Origin of the sequence: Flavobacterium qiangtangense, from assembly GCF_042658345.1 — a bacterium.
Taxonomy (GTDB): Bacteria; Bacteroidota; Bacteroidia; order Flavobacteriales; family Flavobacteriaceae; genus Flavobacterium; species Flavobacterium qiangtangense.
On sequence record NZ_JBHSQB010000003.1, the window covers coordinates 336042 to 356827 of the forward strand.

The 20786-nt window shown below is 37.1% G+C and carries 16 protein-coding genes and 2 pseudogenes; 9 read left to right on the forward strand and 9 right to left on the reverse strand.

The features are described 5' to 3' along the window. Positions 1 to 26: 26 nt before the first annotated feature. Genes ACFPVY_RS01590 through ACFPVY_RS01600 form a run of 3 tightly spaced genes read left to right on the forward strand, consistent with a single transcriptional unit; the run spans position 27 to position 774 of the window. Positions 27 to 176, forward strand: coding sequence for a hypothetical protein (locus ACFPVY_RS01590; RefSeq protein ID WP_379789941.1), 150 nt, complete (start codon positions 27 to 29; stop codon positions 174 to 176). A 2-nt stretch (positions 177 to 178) separates the two neighbouring features. Continuing rightward, positions 179 to 397: a hypothetical protein gene (locus ACFPVY_RS01595; protein ID WP_379789942.1), complete on the forward strand. Its 219-nt coding sequence runs from the start codon at positions 179 to 181 to the stop codon at positions 395 to 397. Further along, positions 397 to 774, forward strand: coding sequence for a YchJ family protein (locus ACFPVY_RS01600; protein WP_379789943.1), 378 nt, complete (start codon positions 397 to 399; stop codon positions 772 to 774). Before ACFPVY_RS01595 ends, ACFPVY_RS01600 begins: the two co-directional genes overlap by 1 nt. 38 nt (positions 775 to 812) lie before the next feature. Here the strand turns inward: ACFPVY_RS01600 and ACFPVY_RS01605 are convergent, their stop codons facing one another. From ACFPVY_RS01605 to ACFPVY_RS01645, 9 genes and pseudogenes are all read right to left on the reverse strand, one after another. Continuing rightward, positions 813 to 2960 (reverse strand): glycoside hydrolase family 97 protein, encoded by a 2148-nt coding sequence (locus ACFPVY_RS01605; RefSeq protein ID WP_379789944.1) that lies wholly within the window; start codon positions 2958 to 2960, stop codon positions 813 to 815. A gap of 31 nt (positions 2961 to 2991) precedes the next feature. After that, on the reverse strand, positions 2992 to 4368 hold the full coding sequence (locus ACFPVY_RS01610; RefSeq protein WP_379789945.1) for an alpha-amylase family glycosyl hydrolase: 1377 nt from the start codon (positions 4366 to 4368) through the stop codon (positions 2992 to 2994). A gap of 95 nt (positions 4369 to 4463) precedes the next feature. Next, a complete protein-coding gene (locus ACFPVY_RS01615; RefSeq protein WP_379789946.1) occupies positions 4464 to 5534 on the reverse strand; it encodes a SusE domain-containing protein in 1071 nt (356 codons plus the stop codon). Further along, positions 5518 to 5577: pseudogene (locus ACFPVY_RS01620) on the reverse strand (hypothetical protein); the annotation flags it as partial. The gene ACFPVY_RS01615 and the pseudogene ACFPVY_RS01620, both read right to left, overlap by 17 nt. Beyond that, a pseudogene (locus ACFPVY_RS01625) lies at positions 5562 to 7043 on the reverse strand (RagB/SusD family nutrient uptake outer membrane protein); the annotation flags it as partial. The pseudogenes ACFPVY_RS01625 and ACFPVY_RS01620, both read right to left, overlap by 16 nt. Before the next feature lie 3 nt (positions 7044 to 7046). After that, positions 7047 to 10307 carry a TonB-dependent receptor gene (locus ACFPVY_RS01630; RefSeq protein WP_379789947.1) on the reverse strand — a complete coding sequence of 1087 codons (3261 nt, stop codon included), beginning with the start codon at positions 10305 to 10307 and terminating at the stop codon, positions 7047 to 7049. A 132-nt stretch (positions 10308 to 10439) separates the two neighbouring features. After that, entirely contained in the window at positions 10440 to 11609 is a 1170-nt protein-coding gene (locus ACFPVY_RS01635) for a FecR family protein (RefSeq protein ID WP_379789948.1), read from the reverse strand. A 185-nt stretch (positions 11610 to 11794) separates the two neighbouring features. Then, on the reverse strand, positions 11795 to 12361 hold the full coding sequence (locus tag ACFPVY_RS01640) for an RNA polymerase sigma-70 factor (protein WP_379789949.1): 567 nt from the start codon (positions 12359 to 12361) through the stop codon (positions 11795 to 11797). A 206-nt stretch (positions 12362 to 12567) separates the two neighbouring features. Then, positions 12568 to 13080, reverse strand: a complete 513-nt coding sequence (locus tag ACFPVY_RS01645; protein WP_379789950.1) for a hypothetical protein — start codon at positions 13078 to 13080, stop codon at positions 12568 to 12570. Positions 13081 to 13395: 315 nt separating this feature from the next. Between ACFPVY_RS01645 and ACFPVY_RS01650 the strand changes: the two genes are divergently transcribed. The 6 genes from ACFPVY_RS01650 to ACFPVY_RS01675 all read left to right on the forward strand — a co-directional run bounded on the left by ACFPVY_RS01650 (position 13396) and on the right by ACFPVY_RS01675 (position 20740). Beyond that, positions 13396 to 13722 (forward strand): DUF6660 family protein, encoded by a 327-nt coding sequence (locus tag ACFPVY_RS01650; protein WP_379789951.1) that lies wholly within the window; start codon positions 13396 to 13398, stop codon positions 13720 to 13722. A 94-nt stretch (positions 13723 to 13816) separates the two neighbouring features. Next, the gene (locus ACFPVY_RS01655; RefSeq protein WP_379789952.1) at positions 13817 to 16933 is read left to right on the forward strand and encodes an efflux RND transporter permease subunit; all 3117 of its coding nucleotides are present in this window, start codon (positions 13817 to 13819) and stop codon (positions 16931 to 16933) included. Positions 16934 to 17014: 81 nt separating this feature from the next. After that, entirely contained in the window at positions 17015 to 17380 is a 366-nt protein-coding gene (locus ACFPVY_RS01660; RefSeq protein ID WP_379789953.1) for a four helix bundle protein, read from the forward strand. Between the two features lies 1 nt (position 17381). Further along, a complete protein-coding gene (locus ACFPVY_RS01665; RefSeq protein WP_379789954.1) occupies positions 17382 to 18812 on the forward strand; it encodes a TolC family protein in 1431 nt (476 codons plus the stop codon). A gap of 2 nt (positions 18813 to 18814) precedes the next feature. Further along, on the forward strand, positions 18815 to 20086 hold the full coding sequence (locus ACFPVY_RS01670) for an efflux RND transporter periplasmic adaptor subunit (RefSeq protein ID WP_379789955.1): 1272 nt from the start codon (positions 18815 to 18817) through the stop codon (positions 20084 to 20086). Between the two features lie 276 nt (positions 20087 to 20362). Further along, a complete protein-coding gene (locus tag ACFPVY_RS01675; RefSeq protein ID WP_379789956.1) occupies positions 20363 to 20740 on the forward strand; it encodes a hypothetical protein in 378 nt (125 codons plus the stop codon). The last annotated feature ends 46 nt before the right edge of the window (positions 20741 to 20786 follow it).

Here is a 20786-nt window from a genome sequence, read left to right on the forward strand (position 1 = left end):
AGTACCTTTGTAAAAATTGATTTTAAATGGGAAGGAGAAATGAGACAAATCGGCTGAATCACAAGAAAAAAGTCGATCAAAAGAAAGCCCGTGAAAAAGATGCAGAACAGCTTCGAAAAGATAAATTAAAAGAAATATCCAGAAAGTTCAACAATCTGGATGAAAATAAAAAATAGCAATGGATACAAGACCTTACGAAGAATTAAAGAAAAATGTTCAGGAAATTATTGAGCTGATTGCCGAGAAAAATATGCGCGACGCCAACAATAAATTGACTGTTGTGAGTGAAACATTAGACGAACTTTTAGACCACGCCGAAGAAGACGATGAATTGCTGGAAATCAGCCGATACCAAGTTCTATTAAATCAGTTATACCAAAAAATTAACGCAGAATAATGAGCAAAAATTGTTACTGTGGCAACGTAAAACCATTTGCAGAATGTTGCGAAATTTTCATCAAAGAAATTGAAAAAGCACCAACAGCAGAAAAATTGATGCGTTCAAGATACAGCGCTTACGCAACGCATGCTGTTGATTATTTGGTTAACACAACACACGTTTCAAAAAGGAAATATCACTCAAAAGAAGATATTTTAATTTGGTCGAAATCGAACCAATGGATAAAGTTAGAGATTTTAAATTCATCAGAGAACACGGTCGAATTTAAAGCGTATTATATTGACTCTGACTTGAAAGCGCAAGTTCATCATGAAAAATCCGGGTTCAAAAATGACAACGGACTCTGGTTTTATGTTGATGGAGAGTTTTATTAAAAAAAAAGAGAGATAAAAATATCTCTCTTTTTTAAAAACTACAATTTTTTCACTTCTTTTAATGCAGCGTCAGTTGCTTCTTTTATGCTGATTGCATAACCTCCGCCCGGTGCGATGTATTGTTTCAGCTTACTTTTTGATGTAACTGCTACTTTTGAAATCACATAATTTTGTGGTTTTTCATTCCAGTTGGCATCTTTTGCATCTGCATAAATTGTTGCAATGTATTTTTTACCTTTTGGAAGATATTCAAAATTTATGCTTGACGTTCTTGAATTTTCATCTGTAATTCCGCCAACGAACCATTCATTTTTACCTTTCGCTTTACGAGCAATCGTAATGTAATCTCCTGGTTCAGCTTCTAAAATATAAGAATTATCCCAGTCAACGGCCACATCTTTAATGAATTGGAAAGCATCTGGGAAACGCTCATAATTTTCAGGCAAGTCAGCCGCCATTTGCAACGGACTGTACATTGTCACATAATACGCCAATTGTTTTGCTAAAGTCGTGTTTACGCGTTGGTTACCGCCAGTTTTATAATAGGTCAAATCAGTTTGGAAAATCCCCGGGGTATAATCCATCGGACCGCCCATTAATCTTGTGAAAGGCAAAATTGTGGTGTGTTCTGGAGCCAATCCGCCCATTGCTTCAAATTCAGTTCCACGAGCTGATTCTTGCGCAATCCAGTTTGGATAAGTTCTATTCAAACCTGTTGAACGAACCGCTTCGTGGCTGTTCACCATAATTTGATAATCTGCCGCTCTTTCCGCAACGTGAGTGTAGTGATTTACCATCCATTGCCCGTCGTGGTGCTCGCCACGCGGAATAATTGTACCAACATAACCTGTTTTTACAGCGTTATAATTGTTGTCTTTCATGAACTGAAACGCTCTGTCCAACCTTCTTTCATAGTTTGTTGCAGAAGCCGAAGTTTCGTGGTGCATGATGATTTTCACGCCTTTTGATTTTGCATATTCTCTCAATTTTACGACATCAAAATCTGGATAAGGCGTTACAAAATCAAAAACTTCTTCTTTCCAGTTTCCGATCCAGTCTTCCCAACCGATGTTCCAACCTTCGACCAAAACTCCGTCGAAACCATTTGCAGCAGCAAAATCAATGTAGCGCATTACTCTTTCGTTGGTAGCTCCGTGTTTTCCGTTTGGTTTTAATTTGCTGAAATCGTCAGTTAATTTCACGTTATTTTCAGTTCCATAAGCCCAAGTGCTTTTTCCGGCAACGAAATATTCCCACCAAACTCCGATGTATTTTACTGGTTTTATCCAAGACACATCTTTGTATTTTGTTGGTTCGTTTAAGTTCAAAATCAATTTTGAAGCTAAAATTTCTGTTGCTTTATCGCTGACAACAATTGTTCTCCAAGGCGATTGCGTGTCAGTTTGCATATAACCTTTGTTTCCAACAGCGTCTGGTGTCAAATGCGAACTCATTGTCATCGTTGCCGTGTCCACGTTCAAGAACATTGCTGGATAATTGATCAACGCCGCTTCGTGAATGTTGATGTACAATCCGTCAGAAGATTTCATCATTGAAGGCGTTTGAACCGAAGGATTTTTAATTGGCTGTTGCGCGTTGATTTCAATCGTAGCTTTCTTCTGCAATCCCGGAATTTCAGAGATTTTTGAAGTCGTATAAGCATATTCATTGGTGTCATAATCTCCCGGAATCCAGAAAATTTTGTGGTCACCCGCTAATTTGAATTCCGTGTGTTCTTCTTTGATTATGAAATAACTCAAATCTTTTTGCTTCGGAAATTCATATCTAAAACCCAATCCGTCGTTGAATAATTTGAATCTTAGATTGATATATCTGTTGTTATTTTTCTCTTGCGAAAGCGTAACAAGCAATTCAGTATAATTATTTCGGATGGTTTTTTCTTCGCCCATAACCGGATCCCAATTGGTATCAACAGTCGATTGCGCTGTGTTTTTTACGGTAAATCCCTCCATGAAAGAAGGCGCGTCTTTGATTTCAATTCCTAGTTTACTTGGCTTGATTACTGGTTTTCCTTTGTAAGTCAATTCATAGGAAGGTACTCCATTTTTAAGCTCAAACTTTAACGAAAGGTTTTTATTTGGCGAAGTTATGGTTTGTCCGTTCACCAAAAATGGTGCTACGAAAAAGACAAGCAAAAGAGCTAATTTTTTTGTTGTAAAATTCATTGTGTTATTTTAATTATTGGTATTGCCAAAATTAATTCTTTAAAATTAAATATTGGTATGGTGCAAGCGTTATTTGGTTTGCCAATGGCGAAGGTTGTGCTGTCAAAGCATTCGTCCAAGTGGTTGCAGAAAGAGCAGAAGGAACGATGTAATTTGTTGAAGCATTGGTCAAATTCACCAAAACCAAAACTTTTTCAGTTCCTTTTACCATCGTAAACGCTGAAATTGCATCACTGCTGTAACCTGTGAAGCTTCCTGATTTTACGGCGTTGCTTGTTTTTCTGAAAGCGATTACTTTTTTGTATTGCTCCAAAATTGAATTGTCAGCTGTTGTCCAATCAATTGGAGTTCTGTTGAAATATTCGAGTCGTTGCGCATAAGCAATTTCTTGTCCGTTATAAATCATCGGAACCGATTTCATGTAAGAAGCCACAACAAACGCAGCCATTGCGCCATCTTTTCCTCCAAATAATTCTGTTGGAGTTCCGTCAGTCCAGTTCACGTCATGATTTGTCGTGTAACGAACCACGCGCTGTGATTCTACATAATTTGTAGCATATTCAGTCGCATTTGAAGTTTGCAGAGTTGTCGCTGAAAGATTTTCTTCGAAAAGATTTTTCATAGCTCCAAAGAAATTAAATCCGAAAGTGTAATCAAAGCCAGATTGAAAGTGCGTTGGTTTCGAACCTTCAGCCAACATCAATAACTGTTGGTTTTTGATAGAACGTAATTTTGTGATTGCTTCTGTCCAAAAATTCTGTGGCACCATGTCAGCATAATCACATCTAAAACCGTCAATATTTGCATTATAAACCCAGTAAGACATTGCGTCGATCATTGCAGCACGCATTTCTTTATTGTTGAAATTTAATTGTGCAACGTCAGCATAATTGGTGTTTGGAGGCATGATGATATTTCCGTCAGCATCTTGCTGGTACCATTCTGGATGCTCAGTAATCCAAGCATTATCCCAAGAAGTGTGATTGGCAACCCAATCTAAAACCACAGCCATATCCATAGCGTGCGCTTCGTTAACCAAAGCTTTAAGATCTTCTAAAGTTCCAAATTCTGGGCTTACTGCTTTGCAATCTTTTACAGAATATGGCGAACCCAAACCACCTGCTGAATTTAAAACCCCAACAGGATAAATTGGCATTAAGTAAACAACATTTGCACCTAAAGCCTTGATATCAGACAGACGAGCGCGAACTCCGTTGATTGTTCCTTCTTGGCTGAATGAGCGAAGATTAACTTGATAAATAATAGCATCCTCTTTTTTTGGCATGTTTGCAAAAGGAGTTCCGTATTGCTGATAAGGCGAATTTGTTCGAGAATCATCAGAATTACTGCAGGAAAGCATCGCAAGCGAAAACAAGAATGCGTAAAGTATGTTGAATTTTAATTTCATTTTTTTTATTGTTAGAAGTTTATATTTAGATGTAAATGTCCCTCCAAAGTAGAGCAGGAGGGACTTTACAAATAACTAACCCAATTTATTTTTGCCTAATCAATTTTATCTACAGAATAAACAGCAGTTGCCGGAGGCTGATTTATTCCAAAAGTCACTTTGTAAGTTCCGGCTTCGTTGATCGTGTGTGCTCCTGAATTATCTAAAAGTACGGTTCCGTCAACGATTTCTCCGTTTTCGCCATTGGCTGAACCATAATTTACAGTCCAAGCATCATTCAAACGGAATTTTAAAGCTCCAGAAATCAACGGACCTGTGAATGTCCAACGTTTTGCGACATGATCATAAGTCATATCAGTGTCAGCGTCCCAACCGCCAGCTGTTGCTGTTCCAATAATTCCAAAAGTATAAGGAACTGCCGTGATTGTCAACGTGTTTAAGTTTACCGTAATTTGGTAGCTTCCCGGCGCTGGAACCGAAAGATCAGTGTCAGAACCAAGTGCGATTATACCGTTTCCGTTAGCACCATAAAATTGATCCCAATTCATTTCGGGAGTGATTTTGAAAACCAAACTTCCGGCTGGGAAAGTCGCATATCCACGAAATACTCCGTTTTCAATTGCTGTCAAAACCGAAGCTGTCGCTGGATTCCAGCCTTGGTAAGCGCCCGGCATATAAATTTCTGTAATCGTAATTTCTTCTACAAAAGGAGTTACGTTTAAAACAATTGATTTTGAATAAACTGTTCTGTCCATTGTGGCAACGGCTCTCACAGCGATTTGATTTTCAACATCTACTTCCAAACCAAGATCAAGTGCCAAAGCATTTAAATCAGTTCCAAGAAAAGATTTGCTTAAAACATCTTCACCAACAACAATTCTTGTGGCATTTACCCAAGCATTCGCTCCGATTGTATCCGTAGGAATATCAAATTCTAAAGTATAAACTACCGGAGCTTCGATTGGAAAAGCAACGTCTTCCCAAGAAATTGTGGTTACCGGAACATATTTATTTTCTGGAGTAAGAACAACAGTGCTCGGACTTGCTTCTAAATTTCCGTCAAAATTAACGGTTGCTAAAGTTGTAAGTTCGCCATCGTCTGTACAAGAAGCAGCAAAAAGTGCGATGGCGCCAAGTGCTACAATTTTGTTAATATATTTTTTCATAATAGCTGATTTTTAGTATCCAGGATTTTGTTGAAGCAATAAATTGGCATTCAAAGCATCCGTTGGAATTGGAAATAATTTTCTGAATTCGCTTGAAGCACCTCTAAAATCATTAGGAAGCAAAAACTTATTGAAACGAATCATGTCTTGTCTTCTGTGACCTTCCCAGTTTAATTCAAAACCGCGCTCGTCATAAATATCATCTAATGTTGGGTCAGCAGCCAAAGCATTTAATCCGGCACGAAGTCTGATGGCGTCAACGTGTGGTTTTGCAGCGCCAGCATTTCCTAAACGAACATTACATTCAGCAATCATCAATAAAATGTCTGCATATCTGTAAATTGGGAAATCATTTGAGGCACCGCCGCCGTCCATTTGACCCACAGGATAAAATTTCAATCCGCGAACTCCGGCTTGTGGCGCAGCACCAGGGTTGTCTAAAGAAGCAACTTCCAAAGAATAATTGAAACCGCCTGGTTGAGGACCAAATCTAAATTGATTTCTACGGATGTCATTTTCGTCATATTTTTCGAAGAAATCTGTTGGAACAATCGTTCCGTTCCAACCGCTAAATCCGAATAAAGCTTGAGCGTGAGCACCATACAAACTTCTTACGCCATAAATATTTCTTGAAACTACATTTGCAGTAGCAAAAATTCCCAAGATTGTTTCGTCTTCTGGCAAAACATCTCCAAATAATTCAAAATATTGATTTCCGTTTGGGCTTGACGCATTTGCTGACGCGCCGTGAAGAGAAAATCCGCCTTCAGTTACTTTTTCAAGAGCTGCAAGAGCTTCTGTCCATCTTGGCGTTCCGGTATAAACTTGTGCGTTCAAATATACTTTTGCCAATAAAGTGTAACCTGCCCATTTGTTGAAACGGCCATAGTAATTTCCACCTTTTGTAGCAGAAAGCAATTCTACGTTTTCAGTCAATTCGCTTACCACGAAATCATAAACTTCGGCACGACTTGCTTGCGGAATTTGATCTACGGTTAAATTATTTTCTGTATAAAAAGGAACATTTCCATAATCGTCCATCAATAAATAATAGAAAAATGCTCTTAAAACCCTAGCTTCCGCAATTTTTGAAGGATCGGCATTCGCATTTTCTAAAAGTGAAACCGCAAGATTGGCATTAAAAATAGATTTGTAAAGCCAGTTCCAAGTGTTTCTGATCATCAAATCTGTTGGTTGCCATTCGTGTTTGTAAACTCGGGCAAAATCCAACTGCCAGTCGCCAGTATTTCTGTGCGGAATCACCTGTTCGTCAGACGACATACAGTTCAAATCATACCATCCGTTATCGGCTCCGGCATAACCAACACCGTCCCAGTTTCCCGCAACTTGAGCATAAACGCTTGCCAGCGCGGCATCAGATCCTTCTGGCGAAGCATAAAAATCATCAGCAGTATATTTGTCATAAACATTTTCGTCTATGTCTGTGCAACTTGTTAATAGAAGGCTAAAACCAGCTATCAGTAACGCAAATTTCATTTTCATTTTCATATCTTATTTAAATTTTACATTTAATCCAACAGCAAAACTTCTTGTTCGAGGATAAACTCCATTATCACCACCAGCACCGTTTCCGCCGCTGAAGTTTAATTCTGGATCCAATCCTGAATAATCTGTGATCAAAATCAAGTTACTTCCCGTTACCGAAAGACGAAGCGATTCGATGTATTTCATTTTTGTAACTGGAATGTTGTAACCAAGAGTCGCGTTATCAAGTCTGATAAAAGATCCGTCTTCCAACCAAAGATCTGAGCTGTATTGCGAAGTATAAATTCCCATTGGAACAGAACTTGCCAAAACATTTGACCTACCGATATTTTCTTGGTAGCTTAAAGTCGATCTCAAGTTGTTGTAAATTTTATTTCCTCCAGAACCTCTCCAAAGCATTGAAAAATCGAAATTTTTATGTTGAACAGTTGGGTTGAAGGCAAAAGTGTAAGTTGGCAACACCGAACCTTTTATAGTTCTATCAGCACTTCTGTTTCCTTGGTCAATAACACCGTCGCCGTTAGCATCAAGAACTGTTTCTGCATTTGAGCCGTCAACTCCAGAATGTTGTAAAATATTAAAAGTACCGATCGATTCACCTGTAATTAAATAACTGCTTGGTCCCCAAGAAACATAATCTGTATTCAGCGGAACTCCGTTAATGCTTCCGCTTAAATTCAAGACTTTATTTTTCATGAAAGTTGCGTTTCCGGCAAGAGTTACCGTTGTATTATCAGTTTTTAAAACGTCATAAGCAAGTGCAACTTCCAAACCTTTGTTCATGATACTTCCCACGTTTGCCATAATCGTTGGGAACGGAAATGGTGGTTGAGGAACAGTATAATTGAATAACAAATTGTCAGTTACCGCTCTATAAACATCCACAGAACCTCTTAATCGCGTGTCAAGCATGGTGAAATCTAAACCAATATTGGTCTGTTTTTTTGTTTCCCAACGTAAATCTGCGTTTGCATTTTGAGTCACGTTATAATTAGGAATCGGAACTCCACCAAAATAAACCACTCCAGCCGAACCTACTAAAGAAATAGAATTCTGAGGATACAAACCTTGTTGATTTCCGGTTACACCATAACCACCGCGTAATTTTAATTGACTGAATATCTTTTGGTTAGCCATAAAAGGCTCTTGTTCAATTTGCCATCCCACAGAAGCAGAAGGGAAATTTCCCCATTTGTTATTTTCTCCAAAAACAGAAGAACCGTCACGTCTTAAACTTGCTGTAAAAAGGTAACGGTCTAAAAGTGTGTAGTTTACACGCCCTAAGAAAGAAACTAAAGTTCTATCATTCTTATAAGACGAAATGTCCCCCGGAAGCACGCTACTGATATCACCAAGTTGCAACGCATTGTAAGTTGCGATGTCATTGATAAAACCTCTTGCTTGTGCAAAATTTCCTTGGTAAGCTTGGTTTTGCCACTCATAAAGCGCCAAACCATTGATAGAATGAATTCCGAATTCTTTTTTATAGTTCAAGCTGATGTTCATCAACCTTTCGTTTTGTCTGTTGTTCGTTACGTTTGCGATGCCTTTTTGGTCAATTGCATACGAACTTGTTGACTCCACTGGAATGTAGTATCCGGTTGCGCTGTCTGTTTTTCTCCAGCTTCCGAACCAACCTGCGGTGAAACCTTCAAACAATTCAAGATCAGCTTTCAAGCTTCCGAATAAATTATCAGTCTGGTTTTCATTGGTAACTGTTTGAGCCACAGCATAGGGATTCAAATATTGGAAAACGTTTGGATCTGTAAAATAACTTCCATCCGTGTTAAAAACAGGATCAGTCGGACGCATTACATAGGCATTTGTAATCAAATTTGAAGTAAAAGATGCTCTTCCGATACTTTGAACCATTCGCGTATCTTCGCTGACGCCGCTGTTCAAGTTGAAAGTTAATTTCAATTTATCATCCAATGCCGATTGCGTTGCTTGAACACGACCGATGTATTTTTTGTTTTGTGAATTGATCACAACTCCATCTTGCAAAATCGCTGCAATTGAAGCACGGTAACTGAATTTATCAGTTCCACCGCCAAAAGACAAAGTATAGTTTTGCGTAGCACCACTTTTTGTCAAAATATCATACCAGTCAGTGTTTGCTCCGTGATTTGCAGAAGCTGGCACGCCAATAGCTTGCGCAGCAGACCACCATTCGTCAGCATTTAACATGTCTAATTTCTTTGGGATATAATCGTAAGAAGTTGTTGCAGAAAATTCTACCGTTGTTCTTCCCGCAGCACCTTTTTTAGTGGTAACGATAATTACACCCGGAGCTCCACGAGATCCATAGATGGCAGTTGCCGAAGCATCCTTTAATACATCGATTGAGGAAATTTCGGTAGGAGGAATTTGGTTCAATAAATCCATATTTCCTTGGATTCCGTCCACAACTACCAATGGATCATTTCCTCCAATCAAAGAAGAAATTCCGCGAATTCTCACATAAGGCGCGGCACCTGGCTCGCTACCTGTTTGCGTGATGTTTACACCGGCAAGTTTTCCGCCGATCAATTGTAACGGATTTACCAATGCGCCTTTGTTCATGTCTTTTTCTAAAACTGAACCAACGGCTCCGGTCACGTCACGTCTTGTCGAAGTTCCGTATCCAATAACAACCACTTCGTTCAACTCGTTTGGAGCTGGAACTAAAGTAATCGTTCCGATATTTTGGTTGGCAGACATTTTAAAATCGCTATAACCAACGTAACTCACGATGACGATTGCGTCGCTATTTTCTACGGTTAATTCAAAGTTTCCGTCGATATCAGAAATGGTTGCGTTCTCTTTTCCAACTTCTTTGACCGTTGCGCCAGGAAGAGGCAAACCGCTTTCGTCAACGATTTTTCCTTTGATAATTTCTTTTTTACCAACTTGATTAATTGTTTTTTCAGAAGTTCCGGCTTTTAAAATAATCTGCGTTTCGCGCACTTTATAATCTGTGGAAGTTCCTTTAAAAAGCGTGTTTAAAACGTTGGCGATGCTTTCATCGTTGGCACGAATTGACACGACACGTTTTAAATCAATGTCTTTTAGATTGTAAATAAATCTAAAATCAGTTTTTCGTTCAATGGTTTCAATAACCTTTTCAACGGTTGTATTGTTTAATTTCAGGCTAACTTTGGTTTGAGCAAAGCTGTTTGCCTTGACATTAAACATTGCGACTAAGAGAAGCAGTGTTGTTAGTTTCACTTTCAGGTCAATTTTGAACAATGGAAATTTAAGCCCACCATTCTTTGGGTTTTTTTTCATAAATTTGTTATTGATTGTAATGGATCAGTTAGGTTCTCAATCACTTAATAAATCGGAAATTGTTCTCAGGCTTTTTCCGATTTTCCTTTTTTATATAATCACTTTTTCATTTTTAAAAAACGTTTTAGGGGGTTATTTAATAGTTACTTGTTTATTTGTTATCGTGTATTGGATGCCATAAACATCGTTAAAATAGCTCAGTACTTTTTCAATCGGCTCTTCTTTAAAACTTGCATTAAATTTCTCATTTGCCAATCGTGAATTTTTATTGGTAATCGTGACATCATATTGTCTTTCCAACTTTTTGCAGATGGTTTCAAAACTCATATTTCTCAAATAAAGTTCGCCATCAACCCAAGCTGTATAAACTTCGGTATCAACAGATTTCGTTGAAATATTATTATTTTTTCTATCAAAACTTCCTTTAAAACCAGGTTTTAAAATGGTACTGTTTTCAGCATCAAATTCTTTGTTCGCTTCATAAAGACCAACCGAACCCTCGACCAAAACAACATCGGTCATTTCATCTTCAGGATAATTTGAAATATTGAAATGAGTTCCTAAAACTCTCACATTCAGCTCATCAGCGTTTACAACAAACGGATGCAATTTGTCTTTTGAAACATCAAAATAAGCTTCACCGTCTAAATAAACCTGACGATTTTTACCAGTAATAAATTGTATCGGATATTTTAAAGTAGTTCCGGCGTTTAAGTGGATGGAAGTGCCGTCAGACAATTGCAATTCAAAACGTTTTCCGTAAGGAATTTTCAAGGTATTGTAAACCAATTTTCCCGCGGAAGCAGTTTTGTTATACACGATTTTGTTTCCAGTTTGGGTTCCAATTATGTTTCCGTCTGAATCTTTTACGTCGATTTTTGTCTTATCAGAAACAACTTGGATTTCGCCATTTTCTAACTGTAACGTAATTTCGTTTCCAGTTAAAATTTGATTTTCTGATTTATCAAAATTTCCAAGTTGATAGGAAATCCCAATTCCCAATAGAAGCAGGAGTGAAGCTGCAACTGCGGTATATTTCATCCAAGAACGGTTACGATTTGGAATTGGAATTACTTTTGGCTCATTAGATTTTGAAAGGATGTTAGCGAAAATTTTATCAGCCGTCATTTTTTCCATTTCTGGAAGATCTTGAAGTAAAAGCTGAATTTCTTCCACCGTCGGAAAATCTTCGGTTAAATTATTCGATTTGCAATAAGCAATTACTTGTTCTATTTCCAAAGAATTACATTGGTTCTTAACAAATTTTTGCAATAGTATTTTTATATCTGAATCTTGGATCATTCTATGATTTTTAGTAACTCTCTCTATAATACAGTTGAAAGCATTTTGAGTACTACTCAAACGTTATAGATTTTTAAGTTTTTTTTAAGATAATTTATAACTTTCTGATTTTTAGCTATTTATTTTTGAAATAAATTCAAAAAAAAATCACCTAAAAAGGTGATTTGATAATTTTCTACAACGTTTTAGGCGATTCCGTCGCCGTGATCCTTCAAATATATCCGAAGCGTTTCTAAAGCTTTGCTCATTTGATTTTTAACAGTGCTGACAGAAATTCCGAGTTCTTGGCTTATTTCTTCGTATGTTTTTCCATGCTTTCGCGACATTTTAAAAATCTTTTTCCGTTTTGGCGGCAGCTGTTTTATCGCTTGTTTTCGCAACTTTTTACAATCTTCTTCTCTTAAGGAATAATCTCCTTCGTCATATGATTTTTGGCTGGCGTAAAAAACCTCATCTTTTAAGGAAGCATCGTTTGCCGCTTTGTTCAAAAAATTAAAAGCGCCGTTTCTGGCAATCGTAAAAAGATATGCTTTAAATGATTTTTCTAAATCTAAATTTTCTCGGTGAAGCCAAACTTTTAAAAACACATCCTGCACATTTTCTTCGGCAAATTCTTTAGACTTTAATAAGCTGAAGCTGAACTTATAAATATCTTGGTAATAAAGATCAAAAAGACTGCGGAACGCAACTTCGCTACTGTTTTTTAGTTCAGTAGTGAGCGAGTTTATGTCGTGTGAATCTTTATTGTTCAACTTGGTTTTTATTTATAAATAAAATAGGTAGAAATTGATATAATCGTAATTTTTAGGGGAAAAAATAAATTATCCGCCAAATATAGATAAAATACTTGATAACATTATGATCAGATTTTTGCGGAGAAACGTCTAAACGAATTACTTAATTGAACAAGTTTTCTAATTTAAAGGAAATGTTTTTTGAAAATGTTACGTATCAAAACTTATTTATTTCTTTCTTCTTCGACAATTAATTTCAGTGAATTTATGTAATCGGTATCAAATTCAATTACTCTAATTTTACTCAGTTTGAAGCTCATTTCTCCTTCAAAAACACCCTCTGGACTTAAAAAATCAATCTCAAGTTCTTCTTTATCTAATGCAATCATTTTTCCTAAATAAACGGCTTTGTCAGATTTTTTGGCAAGCTGAAATATTTCATACTTATCTTTCAAAAAATTTAATATTGCGTGTAAATTGGTTAGCGGAATTATTTCTTCAGCGCTGGTTTTAGACCCTTTCAACTTAATTACTCTTTCCGTGAATTCGTGGTCTTCATCTTGAATAATCGATTTTATATTTTTATTTTTTAAAATTGTATATCCGTCAATAATAAAATCAACCGGATTATTTTTTATCAATATCCAGTCTTCTGTCCAATCAATCAAAAAACCAGTAAAAATCTCTTTTTTATCTTCAAATTCTATCGAAATTAACTGACGCAAATATTTTTCCATAATGTCTTACTTTACAAATTTCAAATTTAACTAAATTCATTTTTATTCTTCCCAAACAGCGATATTGATCTTTAAAATCCTCAAAGTTTACCGAATTCAATTTACTGAAAAGAAACAAGAATCGAATATTTAAATTCAAAAATAAAGCAAATAATAGCAATTGATCGACCTTTTTCATAACAAAAATTGCTGATTGTTAAAGATTTTTTCGCCTAAGTAAAAAGTACATCAGTTAAAGACAAATTTTATTCCAAATTTATTTTTAACAATTCATTTATATGATATTTAAGAAGATTTTTTCTCTACATTTACATTATGAAACACGCAAAGCAATTCTTAACTTCTTTTTTATCAGTTTATTTACTGGTATTGATGGTTTTGCCTTGTAATGACGCACATGCGACTACAGAAATATTCTCAAAAACACACCTTTCGCAAGTCACTCAAGACGAGCACCACGAAGATTTCTGCACGCCTTTTTGCATCTGTTCCTGCTGTACAACTCCAATAATCGTCGCACAGCCAGCAGTTATTTTTGAAGTTTCTTACTTTGAAAATTTTCAAACTCAAACCACAAGTTTTTATAAATCGATAACTTCCAATTTCTACGGATCGATTTGGCAACCGCCACAATTAGTATAATGTTTTGCCGATGCGAGTCGGCGGCTATTTCGTGGAATTTCCACAAATAAAATTTAGCGAAAGCTAAAATAAATCAACATTATATTAATAATCTATGTTAGATAAGATTATCCATTTCAGCATCCATAATAAATTTATTATTGGGCTGTTCACACTGGCATTAATCATCGTCGGAAGCTATTCTGCTTACAATCTTCCCATCGATGCGTTGCCAGATATTACCAACAATCAGGTTCAGATTATCACGAGTTCGCCCACTTTGGCAACTCAAGAAGTCGAGCAATTTATCACTTACCCAATTGAACAGGCCGTAAAACCAATCCCAAAAATCGTGGAATTGCGTTCCATCAGCCGTTTTGGATTGAGCGTTGTTACCGTTGTTTTTGAAGAAAATGTAGATATTTATTGGGCAAGATCTCAAATATCTGAACGTTTGAAAGAAGCAGAAAGTACTATTCCTAAAAATGTTGGAAGTCCAGAAATGGCGCCAGTCAGCACCGGTTTGGGAGAAATTTATCAATATGTAGTTTTTCCTAAAAAAGGCTTCGAAGATAAATATAACGCCACCGATTTGCGTACCATCCAAGACTGGATTATCAAGCCTCAACTTACCGGAACTGCTGGTGTCGCTGAAGTAAATACACTTGGAGGAAACCTAAAACAATATGAAATCGCTGTCCAGCCGGATAAATTAAAGAGCATGAGTGTCACGATTCCTGAGATTTTTGAAGCTTTGGAATCCAATAATGAAAATACAGGTGGCGCATATATTGATAAAAAACCGTATGCTTATTTTATCCGAGGCATCGGAATGGTCAGCAGTATCGAAGATATCAATAAAATTGTAGTCAAAAACCAAAACGGAATTCCGATTCTAATCCGTGATATTGCCAAAGTCCAAATCGGAAGCAGTATCAGATATGGAGCTGTTACAAAAGACGGAAACGGCGAGGAAGTCAGTGGTATGGTGATGATGCTCAAAGGCGAAAACAGCGGTGAAGTTGTCAAGAGAGTCAAGGAAAAAATGGAGCAGATTAAAAAATCCTTGCCCGAAGGCGTTTCCATCGAACCATTTATGGATCGCACAAAATTGGTTGACAAAGCCATAAAAACCGTTGAAACTAATTTGATCGAAGGTGCGTTGATCGTAATTTTCATCTTGGTTTTATTACTAGGAAACTGGCGTGCCGGTCTAGTTGTAGCTTCGGTAATTCCCCTCGCTTTATTATTTGCCATTTCAATGATGAAGCTTTTTGGCGTAAGCGGCAATTTGATGAGTCTTGGTGCAATCGATTTTGGAATCATAGTTGACGGCGCAGTAATCATTGTCGAAGCCATCATCCACAGACTTCAAGTCAGGAAAAAAGAAACTTTGACTTCAGACCAAATGAATGAGGAAGTTTATCAGGCTTCCGCCAAAATCAGAAGCAGTGCGGCTTTCGGAGAAATTATTATTTTAATCGTATATCTGCCGATCTTGGCTTTGGTTGGAATTGAAGGAAAAATGTTCTCGCCAATGGCACAAACGGTTTCGTTTGCGATTTTGGGAGCCTTCATTTTATCACTAACGTATGTTCCGATGATGAGTGCTTTGGTATTGAAAAAAGAAACCGGACACAAATTAACTTTAAGTGATAAAATCATCGGAAGAATTACCCGATTTTACACACCAATTTTGGAAAAAGCATTGCAAATCAAGGGAATAATTCTAGCTTCTGCTTTGGGATTATTTATTGTTTCATTAGTTATTTTCAATTCTTTGGGAGGAGAATTTATTCCAAATTTAGACGAAGGCGATATCGCAACCCACTTAATTATTGCTTCCGGAAGTTCGTTATCGCAGGAAATTGAGTCCACAACAAAGGCAGAAAAAATATTAAAAGCCAAGTTCCCAGAAATTAAAATGGTCGTTACCAAAATAGGAAGTGCAGAAATTCCAACCGATCCGATGCCGATTGAAGCCGGTGACATGATTATCCTTTTGAAAGACAAAAAAGAGTGGACTTCTGCCAAAACCAAAGAAGAACTGATGGAAAAAATGGAAGAAGCTTTGGAAGAAATTCCAGGTGCCACAACCGAGTTTTCCCAGCCGATTCAAATGCGTTTCAATGAATTAATGACCGGAATCAGAAGCGATGTGGCTATAAAAATATTCGGTGATGATATTGATATGCTGGTTAGCAAAGGCGATGAAGTCATGCAGTTAATTCAAGGAATTGAAGGTGTTTCTGATGCCAAATTAGAGCGCGTTGCCGGCCTGCCACAAATCACGGTTCGTTATAACAAAGACAAACTCGCGCTTTACGGATTGAACATCGGTGATTTGAATCGCGTCATAAGAATTGGTTTTGCAGGTGAAGCCGCCGGTTCGGTTTATGAGGGCGAAAAACGATTTGATTTGGTCGTAAGGTTGGAAGCTGACAGCCGTCAGGATATTTCTAATTTGAAATCTTTGTTTGTCACTTTGCCTTCTGGAAACCAAATTCCGTTAGAGCAAGTTGTCGATATTAAATACGAAGACGGACCGATGCAAATCAGCCGTGAAGATGGGAAACGCAGAATAGTGATTGGTTTTAACGTCAGAGGCGCCGACACACAAGGAGTTGTGGAAGAAATTCAAGCCAAATTAGATAAAAATCTAAAACTCCCAGAAGGATATTATACTACGTATGGCGGACAATTTGAAAACCTGATTGATGCCAACGCAAGATTGATGGTAGCGGTTCCAATCGCTCTGGGATTAATTTTTATTCTTCTGTATTTCACATTTAATTCCATCAAACAATCGCTGTTGATTTTTACTGCAATTCCACTTTCAGCAATCGGAGGAATCTTTGCTTTATGGCTTCGAGGAATGCCTTTCAGTATTTCCGCAGGCGTTGGTTTCATTGCGCTATTCGGAGTTTCGGTTTTAAACGGAATCGTCTTGATTGCTTATTTCAACCAGCTTAAAAAAGAAGGCGTGAACGATATTTATGAGCGTATAAAAGAAGGTACAAAAGTCAGGTTGCGACCTGTGATTTTAACGGCTTCAGTCGCATCATTGGGATTTCTTCCAATGGCAATCAGCAGTAGCGCTGGCGCGGAAGTACAAAAACCGCTGGCAACTGTTGTTATCGGAGGATTATTGACAGCCACAATTTTGACACTTATTATTCTCCCGATATTATATTATTATTTTGAAAAAGGATTTAAACGTAAAGGAGAATAGGCAATTGACAATGGGCAATTGACAATTTACAATAAAAAATTTAAAATAAGCAATTAGTAAGCCATATAAAAAAAAATTAAAATGAGTGTTAGAAACTTTAAAGAAACAACAGTATATAAAAAAGCATTTATGCTAGCGATGGATATTTTTAATAAAAGTAAAACTTTTCCAAAAGAAGAGCGATATTCTTTAATTGATCAAATGCGTAGAAGCTCGAGAAGTGTGTGTGCAAATTTGGCCGAAGCCTACAGAAAAAAACAATATCCAGCACATTTTGTTTCTAAGTTATCTGATTGTGACTCAGAAAACTCTGAAACAGGAGTTTGGATTGATTTCGCTTTTCATTGTGATTATATTGATCAACAAACCAGAATCGATTTTGCATCTAGAAATGAAGAAATAGGGCGATTATTACACCACATGATTTCTAATCCTGAAAAATATTAATATGAAAAAGTATAAAATAATTGACAAGTTTCAATTGGCAATTGGCAATTGGCAATGTGCAATTGGCAATAAGCAATCTACAACAAGCAAATGGCAATCGGCAATAGGCGACGAGCGATACACAATTGGCAAGTTGCAATTTTTAAAGTTGATATTTAAATTTCTTGTTATTCTTGCCAATTGTAAATTGCCAATTTTAAAATATTGCCAATTGCCAATTGCCCTTTGTCTATTGCTAATTGCCAATTGCCAATTTTCAAATGCACAAAGTTTGTCTTTAAAAGACGCTTTAGAATTCGCGAATAAAAACAACCTTACAATTCAATCATCTGAACTTGAAAGCAAGATGTATTCTCAATTAAAAGGAAGCGCATACGAATTACCAAAAACGGAAATTCTCGGCACGTTTGGGCAGATAAATACCAACGCCCAAGACAAAAATTTCAGCATTTCCCAAAGCTTCAGTCCGTTTCAATATGGTGCCAAAAAGAAGTTATTGGTAGAAAATAGCAATTTGAGCCAATTAAAAACGGGCGTTACAAAACAGGAAATTACGTTTAATATCCGCCAGTCTTGGAACTCGCTTTTGTATTATTCTGAATTGAATAAAATGTTGCAAAAACAAAACAATCTGATGCAGAAATTTGTACGTTCGGCTTCGTTGCGTTTTCAAACAGGCGAAACCAATTCGCTTGAAAAAACTACAGCAGAAGCCAAACAGCAAGAATTGGAACAAAAAATTAAGCACAACGACGCTATGATTTGGGTAGAAAAATCTAAGATCAAAACGTTTTTAAACCGTCAGGAAAACTTTGCTTCAAGCGATACTTCTTTTGTAGCCTTACCGACGTTTGGGATTTTAGACAGTACTTTGGTCAAGGAAAATCCGAATGTGAAAATGGCTTCGCAACAAATAAATGTAGCTGAAGCCAATCGAAAAGTTGAAAAATCAATTTTGATGCCTGATATTTCCGCAGGATATTTTATACAATCTTTTACAGGAAACCAAGAAGTAAACGGACAGGCGATTTATTATGACGGTTCACCTCGTTTTCAGGGGTTTTCGGTTGGGATTTCGCTTCCGATTTTTGCAGGAAGCAATGTGTCAAAGATTCAAGCTTCCAAAACAAATATTGAAATACAGCAGAAGAACGCCGACTACCTGAAATTAGAATTGTCAACCCATTACCAACAGCAAATCCAGCAGTTGAATACGTTTCAATCTTTGGTGGATTATTACAAAACTACCGCTTTGGCCAATGCAGATTTAATTACGAAAAACGCTGGCAAGGCCTATCAAAACGGCGATGTTTCTTATGTAGAGTATGTACAAGCTTTTGAAACCGCACTTGCAATCAGAACAAATTACATCAACGCAATCAATAATTTTAATCAGACTGTAATCAACTTGCAGTTTTTGGTAAATCAATAAAGATGAACAAAAAAAATATATTATACGGAAGCCTTGCGGTTACTGCAATTGCGGTAATCCTTTATTTTTTACTCCGCCATTCAGATGCTGACGGACACGATCATAGCGAAGAAAATGCAACCGAAATCGAGAAGCCGACAGCCCAGACGCCAATTAAGGAAGTGGAGCTAAACGAAGCACAATACAACGCTTCAGAAGTTGAGTTGGGAACTTTTTCGATGAAGAATTTAAGCGAAGTTGTGAATGCGAACGGTTACACCAAATTGCCTCCTCAGAACCAAGCCGACGTTTCAGTACACCTGACTGGAATTGTGAAATCTATCAATATTATTGAAGGCCAATCGGTCAAGAAAGGGCAGGTTTTGGCCACAATTGAAAGCCCAGAATTTGCGAAGTTGCAGGAAGCTTTTCTGACCTCAAAAAGCAATTTAGAATTTCTGACGTTGGAATATGATAGGCAGAAAACATTGAGTGATGAGAATGTAAATTCTAAAAAAGTATTTCAAAAGACCAAGGCTGAATTTGAAGTGGAAAAAGCAAGATTCAGCTCGTTGAAACAGCAATTGGCAGTTTTGAATTTGAATGCAGGAAACAATACCGGTTCGATCATGCCGATTGTTGCTCCGATTTCAGGATTTATTACCGAAATAAATATTAAAATCGGAAGCAATGCCGAAGTGGGGAAACCGCTTTTGAGCATCGTTGACAATTCGCAATTGCATGTGGATCTGTTGGTTTATGAGAAAGATTTACAGAAAGTAAAACCCGGTCAGAACATCAGATTTGTATTGACTAACCAAGACAATACTGAAATCAACGGTAAGGTTTTTAATGTCGGCAAAGCCTTTGAAAATGAAACCAAATCGGTTGCTGTGCATGCTGATATTTCTAACAAAAGTCAGACGCTGATTCCCGGAATGTATGTGAATGCATTGATTGACGTTGGCGCCAGAAATGTCCCCGCACTTCCCGTGGATGCAGTCGTGAAAGCTGATGGAAGGGAATTTATTTTTATCTTGGAAGAAGGCCATCAAGAGGAAAATCACGATGAAAAAGAAGGCCATTCTCACGAAGATGGCGACGCGCATGAGCATGAAGGGAAAACATTCCATTTTCAAAGGATTGAAGTGAAAACAGGTACTTCACAATTGGGATTTGTTCAGGTTTCAGTCTTGCATAAAATAGAGGAAAATGCCAAGATTGTCTTGAAAGGCGCTTATTATATCCAAAGCCATTTGGTGAAAAATGAAGGCGGTGGCGGGCACTCGCATTAAGATGACCAGTTAAATAATGTTGGGATATAGAAATAAAATCCGAAAAAAATATAAATAATTTTGATACTAATGAGCTCGATATTTATCGGGCTTATTTTATTTCAAATTTAATTTAAATCGTCTATCGATCGATAATCGGACTATTTTTCTTAACGCTTAATTAAGAAAATGACCTTTCAATTCTAATGTTATTCTAATGTTGCGCTTTAAATTTAGCCTTAAATTGCACTGCTAAATTTTCCCCCAACGATGCTGAATAGAATAAAAAATAGTCTTTTGTGCAAGTGCCTTTTGGTACTCATGACTGGTTATTTTTCAATCAGCAGTATTAATATTTCCCGAAGCCTTCTGCCAACAATAAACGACGCAACCTCAATGCAATCTATCGAAGGCATCGCTGGCAACTTGTTGAAAAAAATATTTCAATGCGAAGGTATTGCCGAAGAATTAGAAGAATTTGGAGCTAAAGAATGTAAAACATTAAAGCTGGCAAAGGGACTTGCACTGCAAGATTACTTACTCCCGATCGATTCATCGTGGTTTAGAATGCAATTTCAGATTAAAGCTACTGCAAGAAACTACAAAGAAAATCCTATTTTTCAATTCGACTTTCATGGTACCATTCAGGTGCCACCTCCACAAATAATCGCATAGATATTCATTCCGGTCTGAGAAAATCTCAGGTCATTTTGCATGGCTT